Annotated in this window: 26 protein-coding genes, 1 tRNA gene and 2 riboswitches; of the genes, 18 read left to right on the forward strand and 9 right to left on the reverse strand. The window is 37.6% G+C overall.

All coding sequences use genetic code 11. The features are described from left to right. Positions 1 to 84: 84 nt before the first annotated feature. Positions 85 to 789 carry a YwaF family protein gene (locus tag KMHG_RS08850; RefSeq protein WP_238984684.1) on the reverse strand — a complete coding sequence of 235 codons (705 nt, stop codon included), beginning with the start codon at positions 787 to 789 and terminating at the stop codon, positions 85 to 87. Positions 790 to 1018: 229 nt separating this feature from the next. Between KMHG_RS08850 and KMHG_RS08855 the strand changes: the two genes are divergently transcribed. Next, a complete protein-coding gene (locus tag KMHG_RS08855) occupies positions 1019 to 1645 on the forward strand; it encodes a PepSY domain-containing protein (protein ID WP_010288811.1) in 627 nt (208 codons plus the stop codon). A gap of 218 nt (positions 1646 to 1863) precedes the next feature. On the opposite strand, the gene KMHG_RS19690 is transcribed toward KMHG_RS08855, so the two are convergent. The 3 genes from KMHG_RS19690 to KMHG_RS08870 form a co-directional block, all read right to left on the reverse strand. Next, a complete protein-coding gene (locus tag KMHG_RS19690; protein WP_010288812.1) occupies positions 1864 to 2610 on the reverse strand; it encodes a C40 family peptidase in 747 nt (248 codons plus the stop codon). Positions 2611 to 2863: 253 nt separating this feature from the next. Beyond that, positions 2864 to 4306: an NAD-dependent succinate-semialdehyde dehydrogenase gene (locus KMHG_RS08865; RefSeq protein ID WP_010288814.1), complete on the reverse strand. Its 1443-nt coding sequence runs from the start codon at positions 4304 to 4306 to the stop codon at positions 2864 to 2866. A gap of 135 nt (positions 4307 to 4441) precedes the next feature. Continuing rightward, on the reverse strand, positions 4442 to 4702 hold the full coding sequence (locus KMHG_RS08870) for a GlsB/YeaQ/YmgE family stress response membrane protein (protein ID WP_010288815.1): 261 nt from the start codon (positions 4700 to 4702) through the stop codon (positions 4442 to 4444). A gap of 174 nt (positions 4703 to 4876) precedes the next feature. Here KMHG_RS08870 and KMHG_RS17590 point away from each other — a divergent pair, with 174 nt between their 5' ends. The 5 genes from KMHG_RS17590 (at position 4877) to ribH (ending at position 9032) form a co-directional block, all read left to right on the forward strand. Continuing rightward, positions 4877 to 5719: a C39 family peptidase gene (locus KMHG_RS17590; RefSeq protein WP_010288816.1), complete on the forward strand. Its 843-nt coding sequence runs from the start codon at positions 4877 to 4879 to the stop codon at positions 5717 to 5719. A 223-nt stretch (positions 5720 to 5942) separates the two neighbouring features. Next, positions 5943 to 6446, forward strand: a complete 504-nt coding sequence (locus KMHG_RS08880; RefSeq protein WP_010288817.1) for a GNAT family N-acetyltransferase — start codon at positions 5943 to 5945, stop codon at positions 6444 to 6446. A gap of 340 nt (positions 6447 to 6786) precedes the next feature. Continuing rightward, positions 6787 to 6904: riboswitch (FMN riboswitch) on the forward strand. Between the two features lie 128 nt (positions 6905 to 7032). Beyond that, a riboswitch (FMN riboswitch) is annotated at positions 7033 to 7148 on the forward strand. A gap of 158 nt (positions 7149 to 7306) precedes the next feature. Then, positions 7307 to 7936 (forward strand): riboflavin synthase, encoded by a 630-nt coding sequence (ribE, locus tag KMHG_RS08885; protein ID WP_010288818.1) that lies wholly within the window; start codon positions 7307 to 7309, stop codon positions 7934 to 7936. Positions 7937 to 7948: 12 nt separating this feature from the next. Further along, positions 7949 to 8572 carry a 3,4-dihydroxy-2-butanone-4-phosphate synthase gene (gene ribB, locus KMHG_RS17595; protein ID WP_010288819.1) on the forward strand — a complete coding sequence of 208 codons (624 nt, stop codon included), beginning with the start codon at positions 7949 to 7951 and terminating at the stop codon, positions 8570 to 8572. Next, positions 8565 to 9032 (forward strand): 6,7-dimethyl-8-ribityllumazine synthase, encoded by a 468-nt coding sequence (ribH, locus tag KMHG_RS08895; protein ID WP_010288820.1) that lies wholly within the window; start codon positions 8565 to 8567, stop codon positions 9030 to 9032. The genes ribB and ribH overlap by 8 nt, the downstream gene beginning before the upstream one ends. A gap of 30 nt (positions 9033 to 9062) precedes the next feature. Here ribH and KMHG_RS08900 read toward each other — a convergent pair whose 3' ends face one another. Continuing rightward, entirely contained in the window at positions 9063 to 9434 is a 372-nt protein-coding gene (locus KMHG_RS08900) for a DMT family transporter (protein ID WP_010288822.1), read from the reverse strand. A 145-nt stretch (positions 9435 to 9579) separates the two neighbouring features. On the opposite strand from KMHG_RS08900, the gene KMHG_RS08905 reads away from it, so the two are divergent. The 4 genes from KMHG_RS08905 to KMHG_RS08925 all read left to right on the forward strand — a co-directional run bounded on the left by KMHG_RS08905 (position 9580) and on the right by KMHG_RS08925 (position 12101). Further along, complete coding sequence (locus KMHG_RS08905; RefSeq protein ID WP_010288823.1) at positions 9580 to 9957, forward strand: hypothetical protein; 378 nt, start codon at positions 9580 to 9582, stop codon at positions 9955 to 9957. A gap of 74 nt (positions 9958 to 10031) precedes the next feature. Continuing rightward, entirely contained in the window at positions 10032 to 10661 is a 630-nt protein-coding gene (locus KMHG_RS08910; RefSeq protein ID WP_010288824.1) for a FusB/FusC family EF-G-binding protein, read from the forward strand. Positions 10662 to 10673: 12 nt separating this feature from the next. Continuing rightward, positions 10674 to 10958, forward strand: coding sequence for a hypothetical protein (locus tag KMHG_RS08915; protein ID WP_010288826.1), 285 nt, complete (start codon positions 10674 to 10676; stop codon positions 10956 to 10958). A 654-nt stretch (positions 10959 to 11612) separates the two neighbouring features. Further along, complete coding sequence (locus tag KMHG_RS08925; RefSeq protein ID WP_010288828.1) at positions 11613 to 12101, forward strand: LURP-one-related/scramblase family protein; 489 nt, start codon at positions 11613 to 11615, stop codon at positions 12099 to 12101. A gap of 34 nt (positions 12102 to 12135) precedes the next feature. Here KMHG_RS08925 and KMHG_RS08930 read toward each other — a convergent pair whose 3' ends face one another. Next, a complete protein-coding gene (locus tag KMHG_RS08930) occupies positions 12136 to 12639 on the reverse strand; it encodes a GNAT family N-acetyltransferase (RefSeq protein WP_010288830.1) in 504 nt (167 codons plus the stop codon). A gap of 107 nt (positions 12640 to 12746) precedes the next feature. Here KMHG_RS08930 and KMHG_RS08935 point away from each other — a divergent pair, with 107 nt between their 5' ends. Continuing rightward, entirely contained in the window at positions 12747 to 14240 is a 1494-nt protein-coding gene (locus tag KMHG_RS08935) for a class I adenylate-forming enzyme family protein (RefSeq protein WP_010288832.1), read from the forward strand. 16 nt (positions 14241 to 14256) lie between these two features. Next, on the forward strand, positions 14257 to 14448 hold the full coding sequence (locus tag KMHG_RS08940) for a DUF4017 family protein (protein WP_010288834.1): 192 nt from the start codon (positions 14257 to 14259) through the stop codon (positions 14446 to 14448). 40 nt (positions 14449 to 14488) lie between these two features. Here the strand turns inward: KMHG_RS08940 and KMHG_RS08945 are convergent, their stop codons facing one another. Together KMHG_RS08945 and KMHG_RS08950 are read right to left on the reverse strand one after the other, a co-directional pair. Continuing rightward, positions 14489 to 15691: an MFS transporter gene (locus KMHG_RS08945; protein ID WP_010288836.1), complete on the reverse strand. Its 1203-nt coding sequence runs from the start codon at positions 15689 to 15691 to the stop codon at positions 14489 to 14491. Continuing rightward, a complete protein-coding gene (locus tag KMHG_RS08950) occupies positions 15688 to 16125 on the reverse strand; it encodes a MarR family winged helix-turn-helix transcriptional regulator (protein ID WP_010288837.1) in 438 nt (145 codons plus the stop codon). Before KMHG_RS08950 ends, KMHG_RS08945 begins: the two co-directional genes overlap by 4 nt. 232 nt (positions 16126 to 16357) lie before the next feature. Between KMHG_RS08950 and KMHG_RS08955 the strand changes: the two genes are divergently transcribed. From KMHG_RS08955 to KMHG_RS08970, 4 genes are all read left to right on the forward strand, one after another. Then, a tRNA-Arg gene (locus KMHG_RS08955) sits at positions 16358 to 16431 on the forward strand. A gap of 819 nt (positions 16432 to 17250) precedes the next feature. Next, positions 17251 to 17541 carry a hypothetical protein gene (locus tag KMHG_RS08960; protein WP_147608142.1) on the forward strand — a complete coding sequence of 97 codons (291 nt, stop codon included), beginning with the start codon at positions 17251 to 17253 and terminating at the stop codon, positions 17539 to 17541. A 148-nt stretch (positions 17542 to 17689) separates the two neighbouring features. Continuing rightward, positions 17690 to 17974, forward strand: coding sequence for a YjcQ family protein (locus tag KMHG_RS08965; RefSeq protein WP_010288839.1), 285 nt, complete (start codon positions 17690 to 17692; stop codon positions 17972 to 17974). 78 nt (positions 17975 to 18052) lie between these two features. Next, positions 18053 to 18739 (forward strand): DNA alkylation repair protein, encoded by a 687-nt coding sequence (locus tag KMHG_RS08970; protein WP_010288840.1) that lies wholly within the window; start codon positions 18053 to 18055, stop codon positions 18737 to 18739. On the opposite strand, the gene KMHG_RS08975 is transcribed toward KMHG_RS08970, so the two are convergent. Further along, positions 18736 to 18996 carry a hypothetical protein gene (locus KMHG_RS08975; protein WP_010288841.1) on the reverse strand — a complete coding sequence of 87 codons (261 nt, stop codon included), beginning with the start codon at positions 18994 to 18996 and terminating at the stop codon, positions 18736 to 18738. The two genes, KMHG_RS08970 and KMHG_RS08975, sit on opposite strands and share 4 nt — an antisense overlap. Before the next feature lie 118 nt (positions 18997 to 19114). On the opposite strand from KMHG_RS08975, the gene KMHG_RS08980 reads away from it, so the two are divergent. Continuing rightward, positions 19115 to 19870, forward strand: a complete 756-nt coding sequence (locus tag KMHG_RS08980) for a M23 family metallopeptidase (protein ID WP_010288843.1) — start codon at positions 19115 to 19117, stop codon at positions 19868 to 19870. 52 nt (positions 19871 to 19922) lie between these two features. Next, on the forward strand, positions 19923 to 20177 hold the full coding sequence (locus tag KMHG_RS08985; protein ID WP_010288844.1) for a hypothetical protein: 255 nt from the start codon (positions 19923 to 19925) through the stop codon (positions 20175 to 20177). Positions 20178 to 20237 lie beyond the last annotated feature (60 nt).

Below are 20237 nucleotides of genomic sequence, written 5' to 3' on the forward strand. Positions count from 1 at the left end.
ATTGGATGCACATGATAACTTATATAAAGCAATGGCTCAACAAGTTCAAAAATTATAAAATGCCACAAAAAAGTAGCGATGATGCTACTTTTTTTGTGGCATTATTTTTCGGACGAAAAATGGGATATAAAAAATAATCCATACACCTATTAATACAAGCACTAGCCCAAAAATGTAACCTGGATTTCCGAAAATATTTTCTAATGGTACAAGTGGTGAGCCAGGAGAAGGTGTATTTAAAAACATAAAGTTTGTATCGTAATATTTGTTAAAACGATAAATCAGTGGGGCACTAATAAGTAAAAATAGGACAGATGCCCATAAATGGCGTGGGTGTAATGTAAATTCTTTCGCTGCTAAAATCATCGTAATATAAACAATTAATACAATATGATAAAAGAAACTAAATAAACTTAAAAAGCTATCAATCGGTCGATCTGTCCAGTTACAAAAAAGCATCGCGGAAATCGCGCCTGGCAAAAATAAACAGTATAGTATATTGCCGAGTACTTCATTTGGTTTACCGCTATAAATAAGCAATGCAAACATAGCGAGTCCGCATAATGATAACGGTAATTCTTCTACTGAAATCGTGCTCGTAACGGCTATGTATATGTCTTTAATGAGCTCACCAATTACAATACTCAAAGTGAGTATCCACTTTGTACGCTGTCTATTTTTGATTGTTGCACGTCGATAATACGCACAAACCACACAGACAACAATCACAGTCGCAATGAGCCATCCAATATGATATGGGCCATATAATTCAAATCCCAATATATTCACTCCAATCAAAAAAGGTTGTTGCTTTCTTAGGTTAGCACGTTTCAAACATTATTTGACAAGTTTTTCAATGAAATTTTCTACACGTGTCATTCATATATGGACTAAAAATAATTTCATAAAATCTATGAACATCGTTGCAATTGCAAGAAAGTCCGATAAGTTAGTATTAGTCAACAGTCATTATGGGTATAGCATATATATAACATTTTGTGAGAGGGTGTTTTGTAAGATGAAAAGAAAATGGGCAGCTATTGGATTAACAGCAATGTTAAGTTTATCGTTAGCAGCATGTGGTGATGATAGTGATAACACGAACGAATCATCAAATGCGCCAGTAGAAAATAGTAACGATAGCAATAATAGTTCAACAAATACAGATTCGAATAGCGATACGACAACACAAAATAACGTGCGCTCTGTAGTAGATGCACCGCTATCATTAGAAGAAGCGAAAAAAACGTTTGAAGCAACGTATCAAAATGCAGATATTTCTTCCATTGAATTAGATGAAGACAATGGTCAATTTTTCTATGAAATTAAAGGAATTGATGCGAAAAAAGAATACGAAGTGAAAATCGATGAAAACAATAAAGTCGTCGAGCAAAAAGAAGAAAAACGCGATATGAACGACGATGAGCAAAAACTGACGTTAGATGACTACGTAACCGCAGAAAAGGCGATTGATACAGCGCAATCTCAAAGCGAAGCGAACGGTTTAACACCATCAAGTTGGAGTTTAGATCATGAAAAAGGCCAAGCACAATATCAAGTGAATTTAGAAGATGGCCAAAAAGAAGTTGAAGTGACAATCGATGCGAAAACGGGCGACAAAATCGCTGTTGAAGTAGACGATTAGTTAAAAAGATAAGCATTCGTTCATAAGAAAAAACCTTCATGATGTTACGCACATCATGAAGGTTTTTTTGTCGTTGGCATTTTGTTCGACGCTTCTATGCCTGATTATTTTTATGGCAACTATCCAAAATTGTTTATGCCTTATTTGGATAAAATGATAATTGTATGTTTGTATAAAAATAAGAACTCACAAAGAGTGAGGTCTTAAAAATATATTTATTAGAAACGTTTGTATCCAACGAAGTGGTTTTTCCAATAAGCGCCTTGAACAGCATCAATTTGAACGCCACCTGAAGCAGCACTTACCATTTGTCCGTTACCGATATAAATACCGACGTGAGAAATACCTGATTTATATGTGTTTTGGAAGAATACTAGGTCACCTACTTGTGGTGTTGACACAGAAGTACCCATGCTATAGTAACCAGCAGATGTTGCATAGCCTACTGACTTACCAGCTTTTTGCATTGCATAATATACTAAACCAGAGCAGTCGAAACCAGCAGGTGTTTTACCGCCCCATTTGTAAGGAACGCCTACTTGTGCAAGTGCTGCTTGTGCGACACTGCTATATGAAGCAGATGAAGAAGTAGTTGTCGTCGTTGATGAAGTAGACGTACTACGTTTGTATTGAGGTGTTGTAGAAGCTTGAGTCGTCGGTGCCGCTGTTTTTGTCACTTTTGCGCTACCGCTTACTTTTAATGATTGACCTGCATAAATTGTTATAGAGCTTAAACCGTTGATGCTCATTAATTGTTGGTAAGAAGTACCGTACTTGCTAGCGATACTGCTTAAAGTATCTCCGCGTTGCACAGTATATGTATTTGTGCTTTTTGATACGCTCGTTTGTTTAGGTGCTTGACCTTGGCCGCCATCGTTTGCCATTGCTGAGGCAGATCCCGCTGTGGCTGAGAAAAGCATTGTCGTTAGTGCTAATGAAGAAAAGATTTTTGTCGTTGTGTTCATGAAATGAAACACTCCTTTTGTGTTGTTTTTTTGCTACAACGACATCATAACGCGGCGACATCACAGTTACATGATAAGATGATTTTAAAATAATGACAAAAAGCGACCGTATTTAATGTTCTTGACATTTTTGCAAAAATGTCATCATTTTGACGCTAAAATGCGATATTTTTGTTATAGACAATCATATATTTGATATATAAGCATAAGAAAAAACGCTACCTCGATAAGAGATAGCGTTTTAAGGAATCCGTTAGTCGTGAATGCAAACAGATTTTGCGTAAACGTATTCGTGAATACCTTCTGTACCGTTTTCACGACCAAAACCAGAATGCTTCACGCCGCCAAATGGTGTTTCAACTTGAGAAATCGCCATTGAGTTGACGCCGACCATACCGTATTCAAGTGCTGCAGAGAAGCGAGAAATACGGCCGATGTTTTTTGTGAAGAAATATGAAGCAAGACCAAACTCTGTATCATTTGCTGCTTCTGCTACTTCGTCATCCGTTTCAAATTCAATCAATGGAATGACTGGACCGAATGTTTCGACGTAATAAATATCCATCTCTGGTGTAATGCCATCAATGACAGTCGGTTCAAAGAATGGGCCATTCGCAAATTTTTCGTCTTCTGGACGCTTACCACCGTGTAAAATTGTCGCGCCTTTATCTGTCGCATCTTTTAATTGTGCTTCGATATGTTCGCGCGCTTCTTCATTAATAAGTGGGCCGACCGTTTTATCCTCGATACCAAGACCGACTTCTACATCTTTCATCGCGACTAACAATTTTTCTGTAAATTGTTGTTTGATACCTTTTTGAACGTAAATACGGTTTGGACACGTACAAACTTGACCGTTGTTACGGAATTTGGCTGTGACAAGGTTTGAAACCGCTTGATCGATATCCGCATCATCAAAGACGATAAATGGCGCGTGGCCACCTAATTCCATTGATACTTTTTTCAATGAATTTGCGGCTTGTTCGTTTAATAATTGACCGACTTCTGTCGAACCTGTGAACGTAATTTTTTTCACCGTTTCGTTCGTCGTTAATTCTTTACCGATGTCGCTTGATTTACCCATTACGATGTTGGCAACACCTTTTGGTAAACCAGCTTCAACGAATAATTCTGCAAGGGCAAGGGCAGAGAATGGTGTTGCACTCGCTGGTTTTAAAACGACTGTACAGCCTGCTGCAAGCGCAGGTGCAATTTTACGTGCAATCATGTTTGATGGGAAGTTCCATGGCGTAATTGCGCCGACAACACCAAGTGGTTGATACACTGTAATGAAGTGGTGCTCATTCGGTGCTGGAATAGCACGACCATATAGGCGACGTGCTTCTTCTGCACTCCAATGGAATGAATCCGCCGAAGATTGTACTTCTACTTTTGATTGCGAAAGCGGTTTACCTTGCTCGAGTGTCATAATAAGTGCAAGACGATCTAAGTTATCTTCAATTAAATCGCCAATTTTGTGTAAAATACGTGCACGTTCTTTCGGATCTGTTGTTGACCACTCAGCAAAAGCACCAGCTGCGTATGCAATGGCATCTGCTGTTTCTTTTTCAGTACCTTGTGCAATTTTCGCAATTTCTTCACCAGTAGAAGGGTTGATGACCGCTACTTCGTCTTTGCTGCCGTCGACCCATTCACCATTAATAAATAGCTTGTTATTCACTTCTGGAAAATCCATGTTTATTCCTCCTTCAAACTTTCTATAATATAGTTTTACCATAAACTGGTTTGAATAAATAGTAGAAAGCCCTATATATTATTTTAACATAAGAAAAAGGGCTTCTTTATGAAGGGAAGCCCTTTTTCAATATAATTATGCTTTTTTACCGCCCATTGCTTTCATAATGAAGCTGACGATTAAAATTAAGATGATTGTACCTAGTAGTGTAGGTAAGATGTAGAAGTCGCTCACTTTTGGACCCCAAGAGCCAAGTAGTGCGCCACCAATCCATGCACCAATGATACCAGCAATAATATTACCGATAACGCCACCAGGAATGTCTTTACCAAGAATAAGTCCGCCTAACCATCCTAGAATACCACCAATAATAATATACCAAATAAAGCTAAACATGGTAAAACCTCCTTTATATCGTTATGGTTAATATATTCCCAACTGAATTCATTTTAAACATATTTCAATAAAGTTTTTTCGTTTAACGAACTATTTTGAAATTACATCGAATGGATTTAATTGTCATCGTTCTATTAATTTTCTATAATGAAAGAAAAGTGTGGGAGGGATTTTATGGCACAACAGAATTGGTTACCGATTGCTGCAGCATCTGCATTAGCCGTTTTATCATATCGTTATAAAGAGGGACAACATCAGTCGTTGTTTACGACAACACGCACAACGTTACAAAGTAAACCGTATCAAGGAAAAACGTTGGCGGTCATTCCAGCGCATACGAAGTTAACAGCGACGGATTATGAAGCGGCGCATTATTATGTAAATTATGCAGGGACTGAAGGTTGGGTACCGAAAGTAGATATCGCCGCAGCACCGCGTCATTATGCGCACGTGGAATTAGATGTTCCATATTTAAATCAATACAGTCCACTTGATGCACCATTTGGCTGTGAGGGCGCTTCGCTATTAATGGCACTCCGTTATAAAGGTTATACAGATGTTTCGTTAAAACGTATGTTAGATGATATGCCAAAAGCAGAACGTGATCCACAAAAAGGTTTTGTCGGAACGCCTTATTATAAAATGAGTGGGTATTATCAAACGATTTTTCCAAAGCCATTAGCCGCCTACGCGAGAAAACAATATAGCCAGTGTGTTGTCGATATTTCTGGCGCACCTTTAAAAGCACTACAGCGAGAACTAATCAACGGGCATCCGGTCGTCGTTTGGGGAACACTTCGCTTTGCGACGCCGCGTTATGAAACGTTTGATCTTGGTAAAAAGAAACCGACGACTGTCGTCAGCAATTTACATGTCGTGCTTCTGACAGGGTATGATAGTGTAAAAGAAGCTTATCGTGTGCATGACCCAGCAGATGAACGTCAAACGTATTGGGTGCCGAAACAGCAACTTGAAGATGCTTATTATACGAATAAATATGCCATTGCCGTACGTTAATAAACGACCACCGATTACGAAATAGGAATCGGTGGTTTTTTCGTGAAAACATCGCAAACAGTCACGGATTTGCATAAAATGACGTAAGTATGTCAAAAATAAACAGCTTTTTTAGGTTAAAAAGGGTACAATAAAAGTAAGCTCATTACTAAAGGATAGTATTGAAACGCTATCAAGTTTTGTAAGCGTTCATGCAAAATTGTTACAGAAAGTGGGGGACACGATGTTCCATTTACAAACAAAGCGCTTACGTTTTCGAAATTACACGAATGCAGATTTTTACTTTTTAAAAGGGCTGCTTCAATCAAAAGATATGATGCGTTATATCGGAGACGGACAAACACGCAACGATGCCGAAGTCGAACAATTTTTAAAGTGGATTTATACTCATTACCGTGAAAATGAAGAGACAGGTTTAAAAATTATCGAAAATCGTAAAACAGGTGAACCAATTGGACATGCAGGAATCGTACCGCAAGTCATTAATGGAGAATCACATTATGAAATCGGTTATTGGATTGCGAAAGCTTACTGGGGTCAAGGATTTGCAACAGAAGCTGCAGAAGCGATTAAACAATATGCGCAAGAAGAGATGCATTTAACAGAGTTAATCGCGATTATTCAACCAGGTAATGCACCTTCTAAGCGCATCGCAGAAACGATTGGTATGCACTTAGTACAAGAAGATGTGTTAAATGGCCAAGAAGTATGTATTTATAAATTATAACGATAAAAAAGTGATTGTTTATACGTCAACAGTCACTTTTTTTAATGCGGTAACGATAAAATAAATGTAAAAAATAAACATTTTTTCAAGGTGTAAATCGAGTATATATTATGATGTTATTATAATTTAACTAATTCTAAAAATAAATTAAATAGTAAAGAAAATTTGATTTTATCGCATATTACTACATAAATAATCTCCTTTTTTTGTGAAAACTATACATAAAAAAGATTATGAATATAATATTTAGGCGCAAAATAACAAAGACTTAAATTATCTGTTTTTTTATTTGGGGTATGCAAATCGAAAATAGCGTGATACAATCGATTGCATAAATGAATACGTCCTTCGGGGTAGGGTGAAATTCCCAATCGGCGGTTATAGCCCGCGAGCTTTTCGGAGCAGGATCTGGTGGAAATCCAGGGCCGACAGTATAGTCTGGATGAGAGAAGGATTCGGTGTCAAAACGATGGTGTAGTATGTCTTTTTTTAAGACAAATATGCGCGCAATCGTTTATTTGGCAAACCGTAAATTAGAAGCCCCGTTATCAAAGTGATAAACGGGATTTTTTTTTGACAACTACATAGCATTCTTCGGGGTAGGGTGAAATTCCCAATCGGCGGTTACAGCCCGCGAGCTTTCGAGCAGGATCTGGTGGAAATCCAGGGCCGACAGTATAGTCTGGATGAGAGAAGAAATGCGCAAAAAAAGTGTACGGCTGTATGCTTATTTGTCGACGCATAAAACAGGATTCTCGAAGAGCACTTGCTACTTTTAGAGTCCTTTTTATTTGCCCTAAAGTTTGTGCGTAGAAGCCCTCATTCATTTATCCACCAATGTTGGAAAGGAGAATGAAAAGATGTTTACAGGAATTATCGAAGAAGTAGGTACTGTACAAAAAATTGCCAGACAACATCAAGCGCTTGCGTTAGTGATTCAAGCGAATGTCGTATTAGCAGATGTGAAAATCGGTGATAGTATTGCCGTTAATGGTGTATGTTTAACCGTTACAGCATTTACAGCAACAAGTTTTACTGCAGATGTGATGCCTGAAACGTTTCAAGCAACGAGTTTAGCACAACTTTCAACTGGTGATAGTGTGAACTTAGAACGTGCGATGCTCAACAATGGTCGCTTCGGCGGGCATATCGTTTCGGGTCACGTAGATGGGACAGCGGTCATCGCGAAAAAACGTCCGCTTTCAAATGCGGTATATATAGATTTGCGAATGGATGATTCCCTTTTACGTTATTGCATCGAACGTGGATCGATTACGATTGATGGTACGAGCTTAACGATTTTTGAAGTACGAAATGATGGCATTACCGTATCACTCATTCCACATACGTATGCGGAAACGATATTTAGTAAAAAGCGAGAAGGTGCAATCGTCAACATTGAAAATGATGTGATTGCCAAATACGTTGAAAAGCTAACAGCAACGAAACAAACGTTGTCGCGCGATTTTCTAGCGCAACACGGTTACTAGGAGGGAAAGGGCATGCTACATACAATTGAACAAGCAATCGAACAATTAAAACGCGGCCAAATGATCATCGTTGTAGATGATGAAGATCGTGAAAATGAAGGAGATTTCGTCGCATTAGCGGACGTCGTGACACCTGAAGTTATTAATGCAATGGCCACACATGGGAAAGGACTTATTTGCACGCCGATTTCTCAAAATATTGCGACAGCATTAGACTTACCGCCAATGACAGCACATAATACGGATAATCATGGCACGGCATTTACCGTTAGTATTGACCACGTCGATACGACGACGGGCATTAGCGCTTATGAACGCGCATTGACAATTCAAAAAATGGTGGCAAAAGATGCAGCACCAGCACATTTTCGTCGTCCTGGACATGTGTTCCCACTCGTAGCAAAAGATGGCGGTGTATGTGAACGTCGTGGACATACGGAAGCAGCTGTCGAACTTGCGAAGCTAGCAGGTCATAAAGAAGCGGGTATTATTTGTGAAATTATGAGCGCTGATGGGCATATGGCGAGACTACCAGAACTAGAACATATGGCAGCAGATATGAACTGCCCGTTAATTTCAATTGAACAATTAGTAAACTACGTACAACAACAAAAGGAGATGGTTTCAAATGGGTAAAACAATCGAAGCACAATTAGTAGGTACAGGATTAAAAGTGGCAATCGTTGTCGGTCGTTTCAATGAATTTATTAATGCAAAATTATTAGATGGTGCAAAAGACGGATTACTACGTCACGGTGTAGACGATACAAATATCGATATCGTATGGGTGCCAGGCGCATTTGAAGTACCGTTTATCGCGAAAAAATTAGCAGAAAAAGGCGAGTACGATGCTGTCATCGGCTTAGGTACAGTCATTCGTGGTTCAACGACACATTATGATTACGTATGTAACGAAGCAGCGAAAGGCATTGCACAAGTTGGGTTACAAACAGGTGTGCCAGTGATTTTCGGTATCGTTACGACAGAATCAATCGAACAAGCGATTGAACGCTCTGGTACAAAAGCGGGTAACAAAGGTTATGACGCAGCGATTTCAGCAATTGAAATGGCAAATTTAACAGCACTTTTAAAATAATGATGTAGGTATAAAAGACGGAATATTCGGTTAATGATGAACGGTATACCTATATAATAGAAGAAACACAAAAAGGGCGATGTATAAAAATCGTCCTTTTTGTGTATTATTTTTTAAGTACCAATCCAAAAAGAGAGACCGAGCTGTTCCCCAAGCAATAGTCCTCCGAGGAATACAACGACAACTGGTTGGAAAAAGAAAAATAATGCCGCAATCGCGTTTTTGAATACGAAATGATTGCTTCATATATAAACCAATGATGAGCAATGCGATGGCATATCGTAAAAAGATGAGTTCAATGGGGGGTACGATATCGACGATAATTTTAACGACGACATACATACCGCCCCAAATACTTGAAGCAATTGTCAAAAACAATGTTCCTACTAACATTTGATTCATAACGCTTCTCCGGCAACACATTTCTATATAAGTTGGAAAATTCAGACTTTATTGACCTCGTTGTACTACCGAAGGGTTCTATTATGTAAATTTTTTTCTATCATGTATAATGAAACCAATATCGAATGAAATGGGGGCATGTCATATGGAAAATTATTCACTACAGCATTTGCTTGAAAATACAGAAGTGTGTTTAATGAACCGAGAAATCGGTGAAAATTACGACACTTGGTCAACCGAAGTAGAAATTGATTTAACGAGTTTAGGGATTCCGACGGAAAATTATTTTATTACGCAATTTGATATAGATATTATTCATAACAAAGAGCGCGATGCGACATTTTTTGTAAATGCGACACCATATGGCACCACAGATTACGAAGTTTATTTATGGTTTAACGATGTACTTGGTCCGAATTTAATGGACATGTTTTTACGAACAATTTATGCATTCGTGCGTGAAAAGCGCAGTATGGCCGAATCCTTTTTACGGGACGAAGACTGGGGCGACACGTACGACTAATGCTTCTAGAGTAGCATATGCTGCTCTTTTTTTGTTATAATGTAAAACTATAGTCTAGGAATTGAGGGAGAAATATGACAACACCATTTTTAACCGTTGCAAACGTTCGGTTTATTGCACAGCAAGTCAATAAACTGTTAAATGCACGTATTAATTCAAAAGATCAAGACGTCGTTCGCGCTGTGAAAGACATCGCGATTGCAGAAATTCGTGAGCAAATTACGACAGATGAAGCGATTTTAACAGCAATAGGCAATATTCAAGATCGCATTGATGCTGATTTATTTTTAGATAGTTTAAAAGCGTATACGATTCCTTTTAAAGCAGTATCTGAAAAAGGATTACAAAAATTATTCCGTAAAGATAAAAAATTAAAATTACCAAATCTCGAATCAATTGATTGGCAAAGTATTAGTTATTTGTCATGGCGTGATCCGGGAACGCATCGTCAATATATCGTTATTGATGAAGATGGACAATTTAAAGCGTTACGTGGCGTGACAGATCCGCAGCATGCGACGAGAGGAATTTGTGCGATTTGCCAGCAACATACAAATGTACATTTATTCACTGCGACCGTGAAACGAAATGCAGATTCCTTTACTTCATATAGTAATTACATTTGTGATGACGTTGAAAAATGTAACGCAAAACTAACAGACTATGAAAAACTCGTATCATTTATTGATCGTAATTTAGTGTAACGGAGGATTTATATGAATGATAAAACATGGCGCTACGTACGAGCAGCCATTACGCTTTTTGGACTCGTTTGTTTAGCATTTTTCATGTTAATGTTGACGGTCTCAAAAGAGGATATCGTCCTTGAAGTGAGTACAGCGAAGTTTATTATTTTTGGCTTGCTGTTTCTGTTTTTACTAGAGGCGATACGCTTTACACGTCAATTTTTTTACGATGTACAATATAAATGGCTCATGATTTTAATCAGTGTGCTCGTATCAGGGTGGCTCATTGTCATGTTTATTTGGCCAGTGTCATAATTGGAAGCTGCGCGATATTGCGCAGCTTTTTTTAGGTATTTATATGTAAAAAACAGATTAGAAATGACGTTATTAATTAAATTAGGCTAAAAAATATTTGGAAAAGAAAGGGGTTAATTAAGATTTCTATCGTTTTCCTCATGATCGATATATATTTTTTTGGCATACTATTTTATATACGTATTTACGGATTTTTATGCGTATTAACTTTAAACATAAAGGATTGAACACGTGTATAGAATAGAAATAATAGAGCCAGCCATTGTGATGAGTAGAATTGTATTGAAAAATTTGGAAACTGCAACAGTGGAAATTTGTTATGACGATTCGGCGCTATCAAGCTTTGATAACTTTTCCTTCATGACTGTTAACCATGAATATCACTGTAAAATTTTTCTCTGTGGAGAAGTAAGCGAGCAAGGAGAAACGTATAAAATCATCGACCACGTTTATATCGGCATACATACTTTTTGCGTCGTAAGCAGCTGGCGTGGAGATATTTATTACATATTAGATCAAGTGCCTTTAAAACGGTCATTTGTGTCATTTCAAGTGAAAAGAAAGATGCTGTTGCAAGTAAATGATCGATTGCACCCTAGTTTGATATAATCATCATATAAAGGCATGTTATGATAGCAAAAAAGGGGTGGATGTATGAATCGATTATATATGAAGCAAAATCTATTCAGCTTAAGTGGTAAATTTACGGTAAAAGATATGTCAGAAAAAGATGTATATTTCGTAGAAGGAAGCTTTTTAAAAATTCCGAAAACATTTACAATCTTAAATGCGTCACGTGAAGAAGTAGCACACATTACGAAAAAGGTGCTAAGTTTATTGCCGAAATTTCATGTGGACGTAAACGGAAAAGAAGTGTTGACGATCAAAAAAGAGTTTTCGATGTTCAAGTCTCGCTATACGATCGTTGATACAGACATCGAGATGCGTGGCAATTGGTGGGACATGGACTTTACAGTATTTTATCAAGGCGAACAAGTTGGTGAAGTACACAAAAAGTGGTTATCATGGGGAGACAGTTACGAAATTTCAATTCATGAACCATCATTTGAAATTATGATAATCGCTCTTGTCGTCGCTATTGACTGTGTGAAATCAGACGATGCAGCAGCGTCTAATACGTAAGAAAAGGTGAGGCACAAATGTGCTTCACCTTTTTTTAAACGAATTTATACATCAAAATGTCGTCGATATATTGATCGTCATCAATTTTGAATTCTTTTACTTTGCGTCCTTCTTCTAAAAAGCCAGCCTTTTTATATAAAGCAATGGCCGGTTCATTAATAGAAAAAACACTAAGTGACACTTTTTCAATTAAAGGATTTTTGCGCGCCCATTTAAGTAAATATTTTAATAGCGCAATGCCGATGCCTTGATGGCGATATTTTTCGTCGACCATCATTCCAATCGTACCGACATGTTGGAGTAATACGCGTTGTGATGATTGGAAATAAAGCCAGCCGACGACTTTATCATCTTCTTCAGCAACAAATACAACTTCTCGCTCATTTGTTTGTTTTTCTTCAATCCAAGCAATTTGTTCTTCTAGTGTGCGATCAAACTCATTTAAGCGTGTGACGAAATAATACGGTTTTTGTAAAATGTCACGATGTAGCGCAAGCATTTCAGGTGCATCGCCTACTGTAGCTAAACGAATATTCATAGTAAAACCCCCTTCGTTGCATTTTATTATACATATTGTGTCACCGAATAACTATTAGAAGATTCGGGTAAAATATAAACTATAGTTCGAAAAAGGAGAGGATATCAGTGAATACGTCAGAGATTTTAGCTCGCAACGCACGAAAATATCCTACGCATGAGGCTTTGATTTATGAAGATCAACGCCTCACTTATGCGGCACTGGACGAGTATGTGACAAACTTAGCGCACAGCCTTGCAGCTTTAGGTATCGGTTATCGAGATCCGGTCGTATTGTTTATGCCTAATTCAATTGAGTTTGCGGTTAGCTATTTTGCGATACAGCGTGCAGGCAGTATTGTCATTCCGATTAGCGCGCATGCTACAAAATATGAAATCGAGCATATTATCGCCCATAGTCAGGCAAAAGCGCTCATCGTTCATGACTTACTATACCCAATTGTTGGGGAAATTAACGGTGTCATTTGTTTGAAGACTGGCGACAAAGCAGGTCACTTTGAAAGTATGCGTTATTTAATGTCTCATCAACAAGGAAGCCGCCAAGCATTGCCATCGTTGAACGAAGATGATTTGGCGAGTATTTTATATACGTCTGGGACAACGAGCCAACCGAAAGGCGTGTTGTTTAATTACCGTAGCTTATTGGCGATGACCCATATGGTCGCAATCGAAATGGAATTAAAACCAGACAGTAAACCGATTATTGCGATGCCGATGAGCCATGCCGCATCACTCCATTTGTTTTTCATTTCGTCAATGATGATTGGCGCGCCAGTCGTGATTATGCAAGAGTTTTCAGCAGTGAAAATGCTAGCGCTCATTCAACATGAACGGACAACACATTTTTTCGGTGTGCCATTTTATTATTTAATGTTGGCACGTTCTGAAAAATTACCGTATACGGATTTATCGACGATGATTTGGTGGGTGTACGGTGGTGCGCCAATGTCTAGAGAAGAAGTACAATTCGTCATGGATAAAATGAATACACAACGACTCGTCGGTTTTTACGGTCTGACAGAAACAGGACCGAGTGGCTCAATCTTATTCCCCGATGTTCATGATCACGGTGCAGGGAGTATTGGAAACCATGCCCCGTATGGGAGTGAACTAAGAGTCGTTAACGAGCAAGGATTGGATACACAGCCAGGAGAAGTTGGTGAAATTTGGATAAAAGGTGCGACGAATATGGTCGGCTATATCAATGCAGACGAAGAAAATGATCATATTTTTGACAATGGTTGGTTGAAAACAGGTGATTTAGCGAAGCGGGACGATGATGGCTTCGTATGGATTGTCGACCGTAAAAATGATATTATTATTACAGCTGGGCAAATCGTTTATTCCAGAGAAGTAGAAGAAATTTTAATTCAAATGGATGGCATTCATGAAGTAGCGGTCGTTGGTGTGCCACACCCAGAATTCGGGGAAATTGTGAAAGCGTTTTATGCCGCTGATAACCATATTGATGCAACGGTTTTGGGCGATTACGCAAACGAATATTTAGCGACATATAAAGTACCGCGACGCTATGAACGATTAGACGTATTGCCACGCAATATTTCTGGAAAAGTGTTGAAACAAGAATTAAAAAATGATTAAGTATGGGGTGAGGAAAATGAAATGGTGGTTACCTGCAGTGGTCGTATATGTTGTCCTTTGTATTATTGGTGCGCTATCACCCGCATCAGAAGAATATGATGTACTCAGTTGGAAGCTATATTTAGCGCAATTTGTAGCGATTCCAGCAGCGTTGCTCGTATTCGCAGTAATGTTTTTCTGGCATAAGCGAAAACAACGTAGTGCTTAAAAAAAAGAGTGCCTTACACATGTTGTAGGACACTCTTTTTTTATGCTTGTGGACGTGCTTTTGCGATTAGCTCTTTGTCGCGATGACCGTGTAGTAAGAAATAAATTACTAATGTTAACACGATTAAAATCGCTAACCAAATGTACATTTGGCCGAAACCGATGATCGGCTCTAAGAACCCTAAAATGTAAGGACCGAAACCAAGACCAGCATCTAATGCGATAAAGAATGTTGATGTCGCAAGACCGGCACGTTCAGGTGGTGTTACTTTAATTGATATTGCTTGTGCACCTGATTGTAAGTTACCATAGCCAGCACCGATGATTGCGGCAGCTGCTAGTAAGATGAAACCAGAATGTGCGCCACTCACTAAAAATAAACCGAGTGCGAACAGCACGAAACAAGGAATCATGACAGCGTTTGAACCTTTCGTATCCATTAAACGACCGCTAAATGGACGTGTTACTAAAATCGCTACGGCATATACTAAGAAGAAGAAACTTGCAGCGCTAATTAAATGACGTTCCTCTGCGAATGTCGTCATGAAAGATAAAATGGCCGCATATCCTAAAGACATTAAAAATGTTACAAGTGCCATTGATAAAGCGTTTGGTTCAATATATTGTTTAAAGCTGAATTTTTGTTTTGTCGTAGGGGCTTTCGCTTTTTGCGGTGCGCTAATGACAAAAGTGATAAGGAAGCCAATCATCGCTAATGCGATACAGAATAAGAAAATGTTATTATATGTCGTTAAACGACCTAATAAAATACCGAAGAATGGGCCGATTGCCGTACCGAGTGTTGTACTCATACTGAAGTAACCGATTCCTTCCCCTTTACGAGACATTGGCAATGTTTGAGCGACAATAGTACTCGTTGCAGTAGAAGCAATCCCAGCAGCAATTCCATTTAAGAACCGACTTGTTAGTAATAAACTAATACCTGCGTGAATGAAATAAAGACCAATTGTTAAAATAAATAAAATCATACCGATGATTAAAATCTTTTTAGAACCGACTTGATTAATAATACGGCCTGTAAATAACCGACCGAGTAAGGCCCCGACAATGTAAATACCTGTTACAAGACCTGCTTGACTCGTTGATGCATGGTATTCTTTTAATGCGAATGAACCGATTGTTACCATTAGTAAATAGAAAATTAAAATGATAAAGAAGTTTGTAATCGACACTAAAATAAAGTCTTTTGTCCAAAGCTTTTCTTTTAATTGACTTTGACTCATTTTTTCTTTGCTCTCTCTATTAAGTTTTGTTGTATATGGGTTAATGTATCAAGAAACTGAAACTGCTGCTCCTCTGATAGCCCTTGCATCGTTTCACGTTCAAATAAATCGACATATATACGCACTTCCTCGTACATTTCATGCCCTTTTTGCGTTACCATAATATCTTTTTTACGTCCATCTTCTTTAGAAGGGGTAACTTTCACATAGTTCATACTCATAAGATTTTTAATCGTACGTGTCACGTTCGGTTTTTCAATCCCTAAACATTTTGCAATGTCCGCAGCAGCAAGATGCGGGTCATGAATTAAATAATAAAGTACTGACCAATCTGATCGATGAATGCCTTGCTCTTGCAAAATTTCGTTAAGTTGCATTTCGAACGGGCGCGTCGTTAGGACGAGCTCTCGATAAAGCTTGCGATATAATTCCATAAAAGGCCTCCAAATTAGTTAATGTTGTTAACTATTTTTTTTAGAACTTTTCCTATGTTATAAGATTATTTCCAATTTGTCAATAAGGGTTTCTCGATATTTGAGAAGTTAGAGAAGTGAAAAGAATGCTTTTTAGAAGCGCAGGCGAGCAAAATAGGTCCTATTTAATAGTAGTTATTCGCCTAATCACTCTTTTTATTTTCTTACAATAATGCTATAATAACATCATTATATCCCAGTAGCTCAGTAGGATAGAGCAACTCCCTCCTAAGGAGTAGGTCGCAGGTTCAATTCCTGTCTGGGATGTTTAATTAAAAACGACAAAAACACTATTCTCATACATATACGAGAATAGTGTTTTTTTATGCGCTCCTATTTATAAAAATAATATGCTCTTAAGCGCCCTTTATGTAGAGTGACGAAAAAAATACGTGTATCACGATATAATTTTTATATAAACTTGTGAATAAATATGATATTTACACACGAGAAAAGCTAGTTATTTTCATAAGGGGGAAGAAAGTATTAAACAACAATGTGTATTTTATCATTCCATGTTTGAGTAGGATATCAGGTGAAAAAATACGTGTAAAAAAGAAATAAAGTCATAAAATAAAAAATAGTAATTTTATGCGATTTATTGGACGCTTATTTCATATACATATAAACATAAACAATCTTCTGCGACATCATACAAGTCTTTTTTATCGTATGAACGATAAAATTGTGCAAGATATCAATCATTGATCTCTAAATTATTCGTTCATAATACTCTTATTTATGAATACGTACGAATGGATAATTGCATCGTTTAAGCTATTTGTTTCCATTATTTAATAGTAGCATTTCTTACATATTTACTATATGATAAAAGTATTGAAAAAATTTTCATTAATAAATTTATGTTATAAAATAAAAAATTTTTATAAACTATCAGAAATATTATAATAAAAAAATTGTTTCTAAGAGAAATATTTGATATATTAAAGTATAGTAGGATAGTAGGATTTTTTATAGGGGAAATGCTTTACTTTCTAAAGGTGAGACTAATCGAAGAAAAACAGGGTAATGAAAATTGATACGATAACGTTACACTATCATGAATTGAGTAATTAGGGGAGAACGATGATGGAGTTTAACACTGGAGATATTTGTTTAAGCGATATGCTTCAAACGTATGAGCATACTGTCATTATCCATATGGAAAAATGGCAAGCTTATAAAGATGATATCGATCAATTTGAGCGAGATATTACAGAAATCGGTGAAACATCGCAAGAAATGCCGAATGATGTAAGAGAACGTTATAACGAGCTTCAGCAAATGTTAACACATATGCGTGAAGATGCTGCTGACGTCAAACACCAAATTGAATTATGCTGTAAAAAAATCAAGCTTTTAAAACGATTTCAATAGAAGATGATACGTGATATGTGCAGTATTACGTATCATCTTTTCATTTGGTTTTAATCTATGTTGTTGCGGGAAATATATAGCAAAGTCGTTTATGTAAATAAACAGCTAAATTTTGGCAATCCTAATGGATACGCATGGAGGGATTTTTATGAATCAAGAACGTTTACAATATAGCTTTCTGAAAGAATTAGAGCGAAAAAACTTTAAAATTTGTGCAGAAGATTATGGGTTAGACCGTTCAGCTTTTCAGCAATTCGTTTACCGATTACAAAAAGATGGCTATATTAGTGGTATTCATTTGGCTCCAGAAAGTGGCGTTGATTTACAAAAAGCTGAAATTACGTACACTGGTATGAAATTTTTGGCAGAACATTTCGAATGGATTATGCCGTATCGAGACGTATTAGATAGAAAACAATGGCTTGAATTATAAATAATGTGCGCGGTGCGAACGAGCATCGCGCTTTTTGTTGTTTCGTTTTATAATAAGGAAGCAACGGAGGGAAAACAGATGTCGATTGAACAACAATTATTTGCACGAAAAGATCCACAATATGAATTGTTTATGCGCAAGCTCGTACCGAATGAGCCACATATCATTGGTGTACGCATACCAGCGTTACGCTTAATGGCGAAAGAAATTATTAAACAAGACCCTATCGCATTTTTAAAAACTGTCGAAAATCGCTATTTCGAAGAAACCCAACTAGAAGGGTTCGTCATTGGGACGATGAAAGTACGTCCAGAAGAACGTATCCCATATGTAACAGCCTTTGTCCCAAAAATCCGCAACTGGTCTGTATGTGATGGTTTTTGCTCAGTGTTGAAAGATGCGAAAAAACATCAAGCATTGTATTGGTCGCTTGTAGAACGATATGCTGCAAGTGATCAACCGTATGAACAACGCTTTGCGGCGGTCATGATTTTAAATTATTTCGTGAACGATACATATTTGGAGAAAGCGTTGGCGGTACTAGACCATTTGAAGCATGACGATTATTATGTGAAAATGGGTGTCGCGTGGGCAGTTTCCATTTGCTTTATTCGCAAGCCAATTGAAACGATGCCTTATTTGCACAACAATCATTTAGATGATTGGACGTATAACAAAGCATTGTCTAAAATTACAGAATCACTCCGCGTTTCGAAGGAAACGAAAGACCGAATTCGTGCAATGAAACGAAAAAAGACGCCTTAATGTGCGTCTTTTTTTACGTTTGGTGTCAGCTGTACGCGAATGATTGAAATAATACTTAGCGTCGCAAGTGGCAAACCGAAGAGCATACATTGAAACCATTGCGCATTAAAAAAGGGAATGAGCATGCTGATGAAGCCAACGATGAAACTGCTCACGGCGATTAGACGTGGACGTTTTCTAGAAGTATGATGACGTAAATCGTAGCCAATGAACGAAAATAATATTACGCTTATGACAATGCTAAATATTAGTATCATCTCTCATTCACACCTTTCTCCGATAAATATAACTTTATTATAAAACAAAGACTTAAAAAATAGTACGAATTGTGAAACTTTTCCAAGGAGTGGACGTATATAAAGAGAGGTGATCACGATGAAGGCGATTTTGTTTCAACAAGGACAGTTTGAAGCACTGTATGGCTATTTTTCGCCAGCGCTTCGAACGCAATTACCATATGAAAATATTCGGAAGCCATTAAAACTATTTCAACTACATATGAAAGACATGCATACGAGATATTTAGGAGACAACCAATTACAATGGCGAGACGATTTCGGCCGTTATATGATCGATTTGCACGTCGTACAACACGAAATTGTTAAATTTCAAATGACGTCATTTATAGCAGACCGTATGACGAAAAATCGATACATATTGCCGTTTGAAAATACGTGGACAGTGCAGCAAGCGGAACATTATTATACGTTTAAGCCCGTAGAGAAAGATGCATCGACGCCAATTATTGCACCAGCGAGTGGTATTGTAGAATACGTTTCAAACGATGGCGTTATTATTCGACACCGAGGGGATGAATATAGCTATATTCAACATTTCACACCGACAGTCGCGGTCGGTACGAAAGTGCGAAAACGGGCCTTCTTAGGCTATATCGATACATCTGAAACGCTAAAATTTCAAGTGCTAGATACGATACCAAGCATTGTATATGAAGTGTTGCCGCTTCAATTCCAACGATTTGAAGCGCTCGTCAAAGGCGATATCGTGAGCAACTCACATAAGTCTAAGCTTGAAAAAGTAGAACAAGGTGAGTCTCTTGCTTCTCTTTTTATCGAATTAGGGGAGTTGTTACTGTATGTGCCACGACTCGTTTTGAATTTCTTTAAATAGCATTGATTAGAATGATGAAAATTCGGTTAAAGGTTAATAAGGGGTGATGAAAATGGATATTCAACAATTAAAAAAGCAATTAAAAGAAGGTCGCGCGATTTGTTTTTCATTTCAAAATGCGAACTACTGTATGAAGTCTTGTGATACAGGTTATGTGTTAATCGAAATGATCGGTGATATGAACATTGAGCGAACGCATACATCATGTACGACATCACTTTTGACAGAAGCGGAAATTATGGGGCTTACATTAGAGAAAATTTTCTCAAATTGCCATGCGGATGTAAAACAGCTGACGGTACAATAGTCAGCTGTTTTCATATGTGACGACATGTTATAATAAAAGTCAGAAAAATAAGAAAGTGAG

It is taken from the genome of Kurthia massiliensis (genome assembly GCF_000285555.1).
Taxonomy (GTDB): domain Bacteria; phylum Bacillota; class Bacilli; order Bacillales_A; family Planococcaceae; genus Kurthia; species Kurthia massiliensis.

Bases quoted from the DNA above. Each gene is read 5' to 3' on its own strand.
- KMHG_RS08855 (WP_010288811.1), top strand. From the start codon at position 1,019: ATGAAAAGAAAATGGGCAGCTATTGGATTAACAGCAATGTTAAGTTTA.
- KMHG_RS19690 (WP_010288812.1), bottom strand. From the start codon at position 2,610: ATGAACACAACGACAAAAATCTTTTCTTCATTAGCACTAACGACAATG.
- KMHG_RS08865 (WP_010288814.1), bottom strand. From the start codon at position 4,306: ATGGATTTTCCAGAAGTGAATAACAAGCTATTTATTAATGGTGAATGG.
- KMHG_RS08870 (WP_010288815.1), bottom strand. From the start codon at position 4,702: ATGTTTAGCTTTATTTGGTATATTATTATTGGTGGTATTCTAGGATGG.
- KMHG_RS17590 (WP_010288816.1), top strand. From the start codon at position 4,877: ATGGCACAACAGAATTGGTTACCGATTGCTGCAGCATCTGCATTAGCC.
- KMHG_RS08880 (WP_010288817.1), top strand. From the start codon at position 5,943: ATGTTCCATTTACAAACAAAGCGCTTACGTTTTCGAAATTACACGAAT.
- ribE (WP_010288818.1), top strand. From the start codon at position 7,307: ATGTTTACAGGAATTATCGAAGAAGTAGGTACTGTACAAAAAATTGCC.
- ribB (WP_010288819.1), top strand. From the start codon at position 7,949: ATGCTACATACAATTGAACAAGCAATCGAACAATTAAAACGCGGCCAA.
- ribH (WP_010288820.1), top strand. From the start codon at position 8,565: ATGGGTAAAACAATCGAAGCACAATTAGTAGGTACAGGATTAAAAGTG.
- KMHG_RS08900 (WP_010288822.1), bottom strand. From the start codon at position 9,434: ATGAATCAAATGTTAGTAGGAACATTGTTTTTGACAATTGCTTCAAGT.
- KMHG_RS08905 (WP_010288823.1), top strand. From the start codon at position 9,580: ATGGAAAATTATTCACTACAGCATTTGCTTGAAAATACAGAAGTGTGT.
- KMHG_RS08910 (WP_010288824.1), top strand. From the start codon at position 10,032: ATGACAACACCATTTTTAACCGTTGCAAACGTTCGGTTTATTGCACAG.
- KMHG_RS08915 (WP_010288826.1), top strand. From the start codon at position 10,674: ATGAATGATAAAACATGGCGCTACGTACGAGCAGCCATTACGCTTTTT.
- KMHG_RS08925 (WP_010288828.1), top strand. From the start codon at position 11,613: ATGAATCGATTATATATGAAGCAAAATCTATTCAGCTTAAGTGGTAAA.
- KMHG_RS08930 (WP_010288830.1), bottom strand. From the start codon at position 12,639: ATGAATATTCGTTTAGCTACAGTAGGCGATGCACCTGAAATGCTTGCG.
- KMHG_RS08940 (WP_010288834.1), top strand. From the start codon at position 14,257: ATGAAATGGTGGTTACCTGCAGTGGTCGTATATGTTGTCCTTTGTATT.
- KMHG_RS08945 (WP_010288836.1), bottom strand. From the start codon at position 15,691: ATGAGTCAAAGTCAATTAAAAGAAAAGCTTTGGACAAAAGACTTTATT.
- KMHG_RS08950 (WP_010288837.1), bottom strand. From the start codon at position 16,125: ATGGAATTATATCGCAAGCTTTATCGAGAGCTCGTCCTAACGACGCGC.
- KMHG_RS08960 (WP_147608142.1), top strand. From the start codon at position 17,251: ATGATGGAGTTTAACACTGGAGATATTTGTTTAAGCGATATGCTTCAA.
- KMHG_RS08965 (WP_010288839.1), top strand. From the start codon at position 17,690: ATGAATCAAGAACGTTTACAATATAGCTTTCTGAAAGAATTAGAGCGA.
- KMHG_RS08970 (WP_010288840.1), top strand. From the start codon at position 18,053: ATGTCGATTGAACAACAATTATTTGCACGAAAAGATCCACAATATGAA.
- KMHG_RS08975 (WP_010288841.1), bottom strand. From the start codon at position 18,996: ATGATACTAATATTTAGCATTGTCATAAGCGTAATATTATTTTCGTTC.
- KMHG_RS08980 (WP_010288843.1), top strand. From the start codon at position 19,115: ATGAAGGCGATTTTGTTTCAACAAGGACAGTTTGAAGCACTGTATGGC.
- KMHG_RS08985 (WP_010288844.1), top strand. From the start codon at position 19,923: ATGGATATTCAACAATTAAAAAAGCAATTAAAAGAAGGTCGCGCGATT.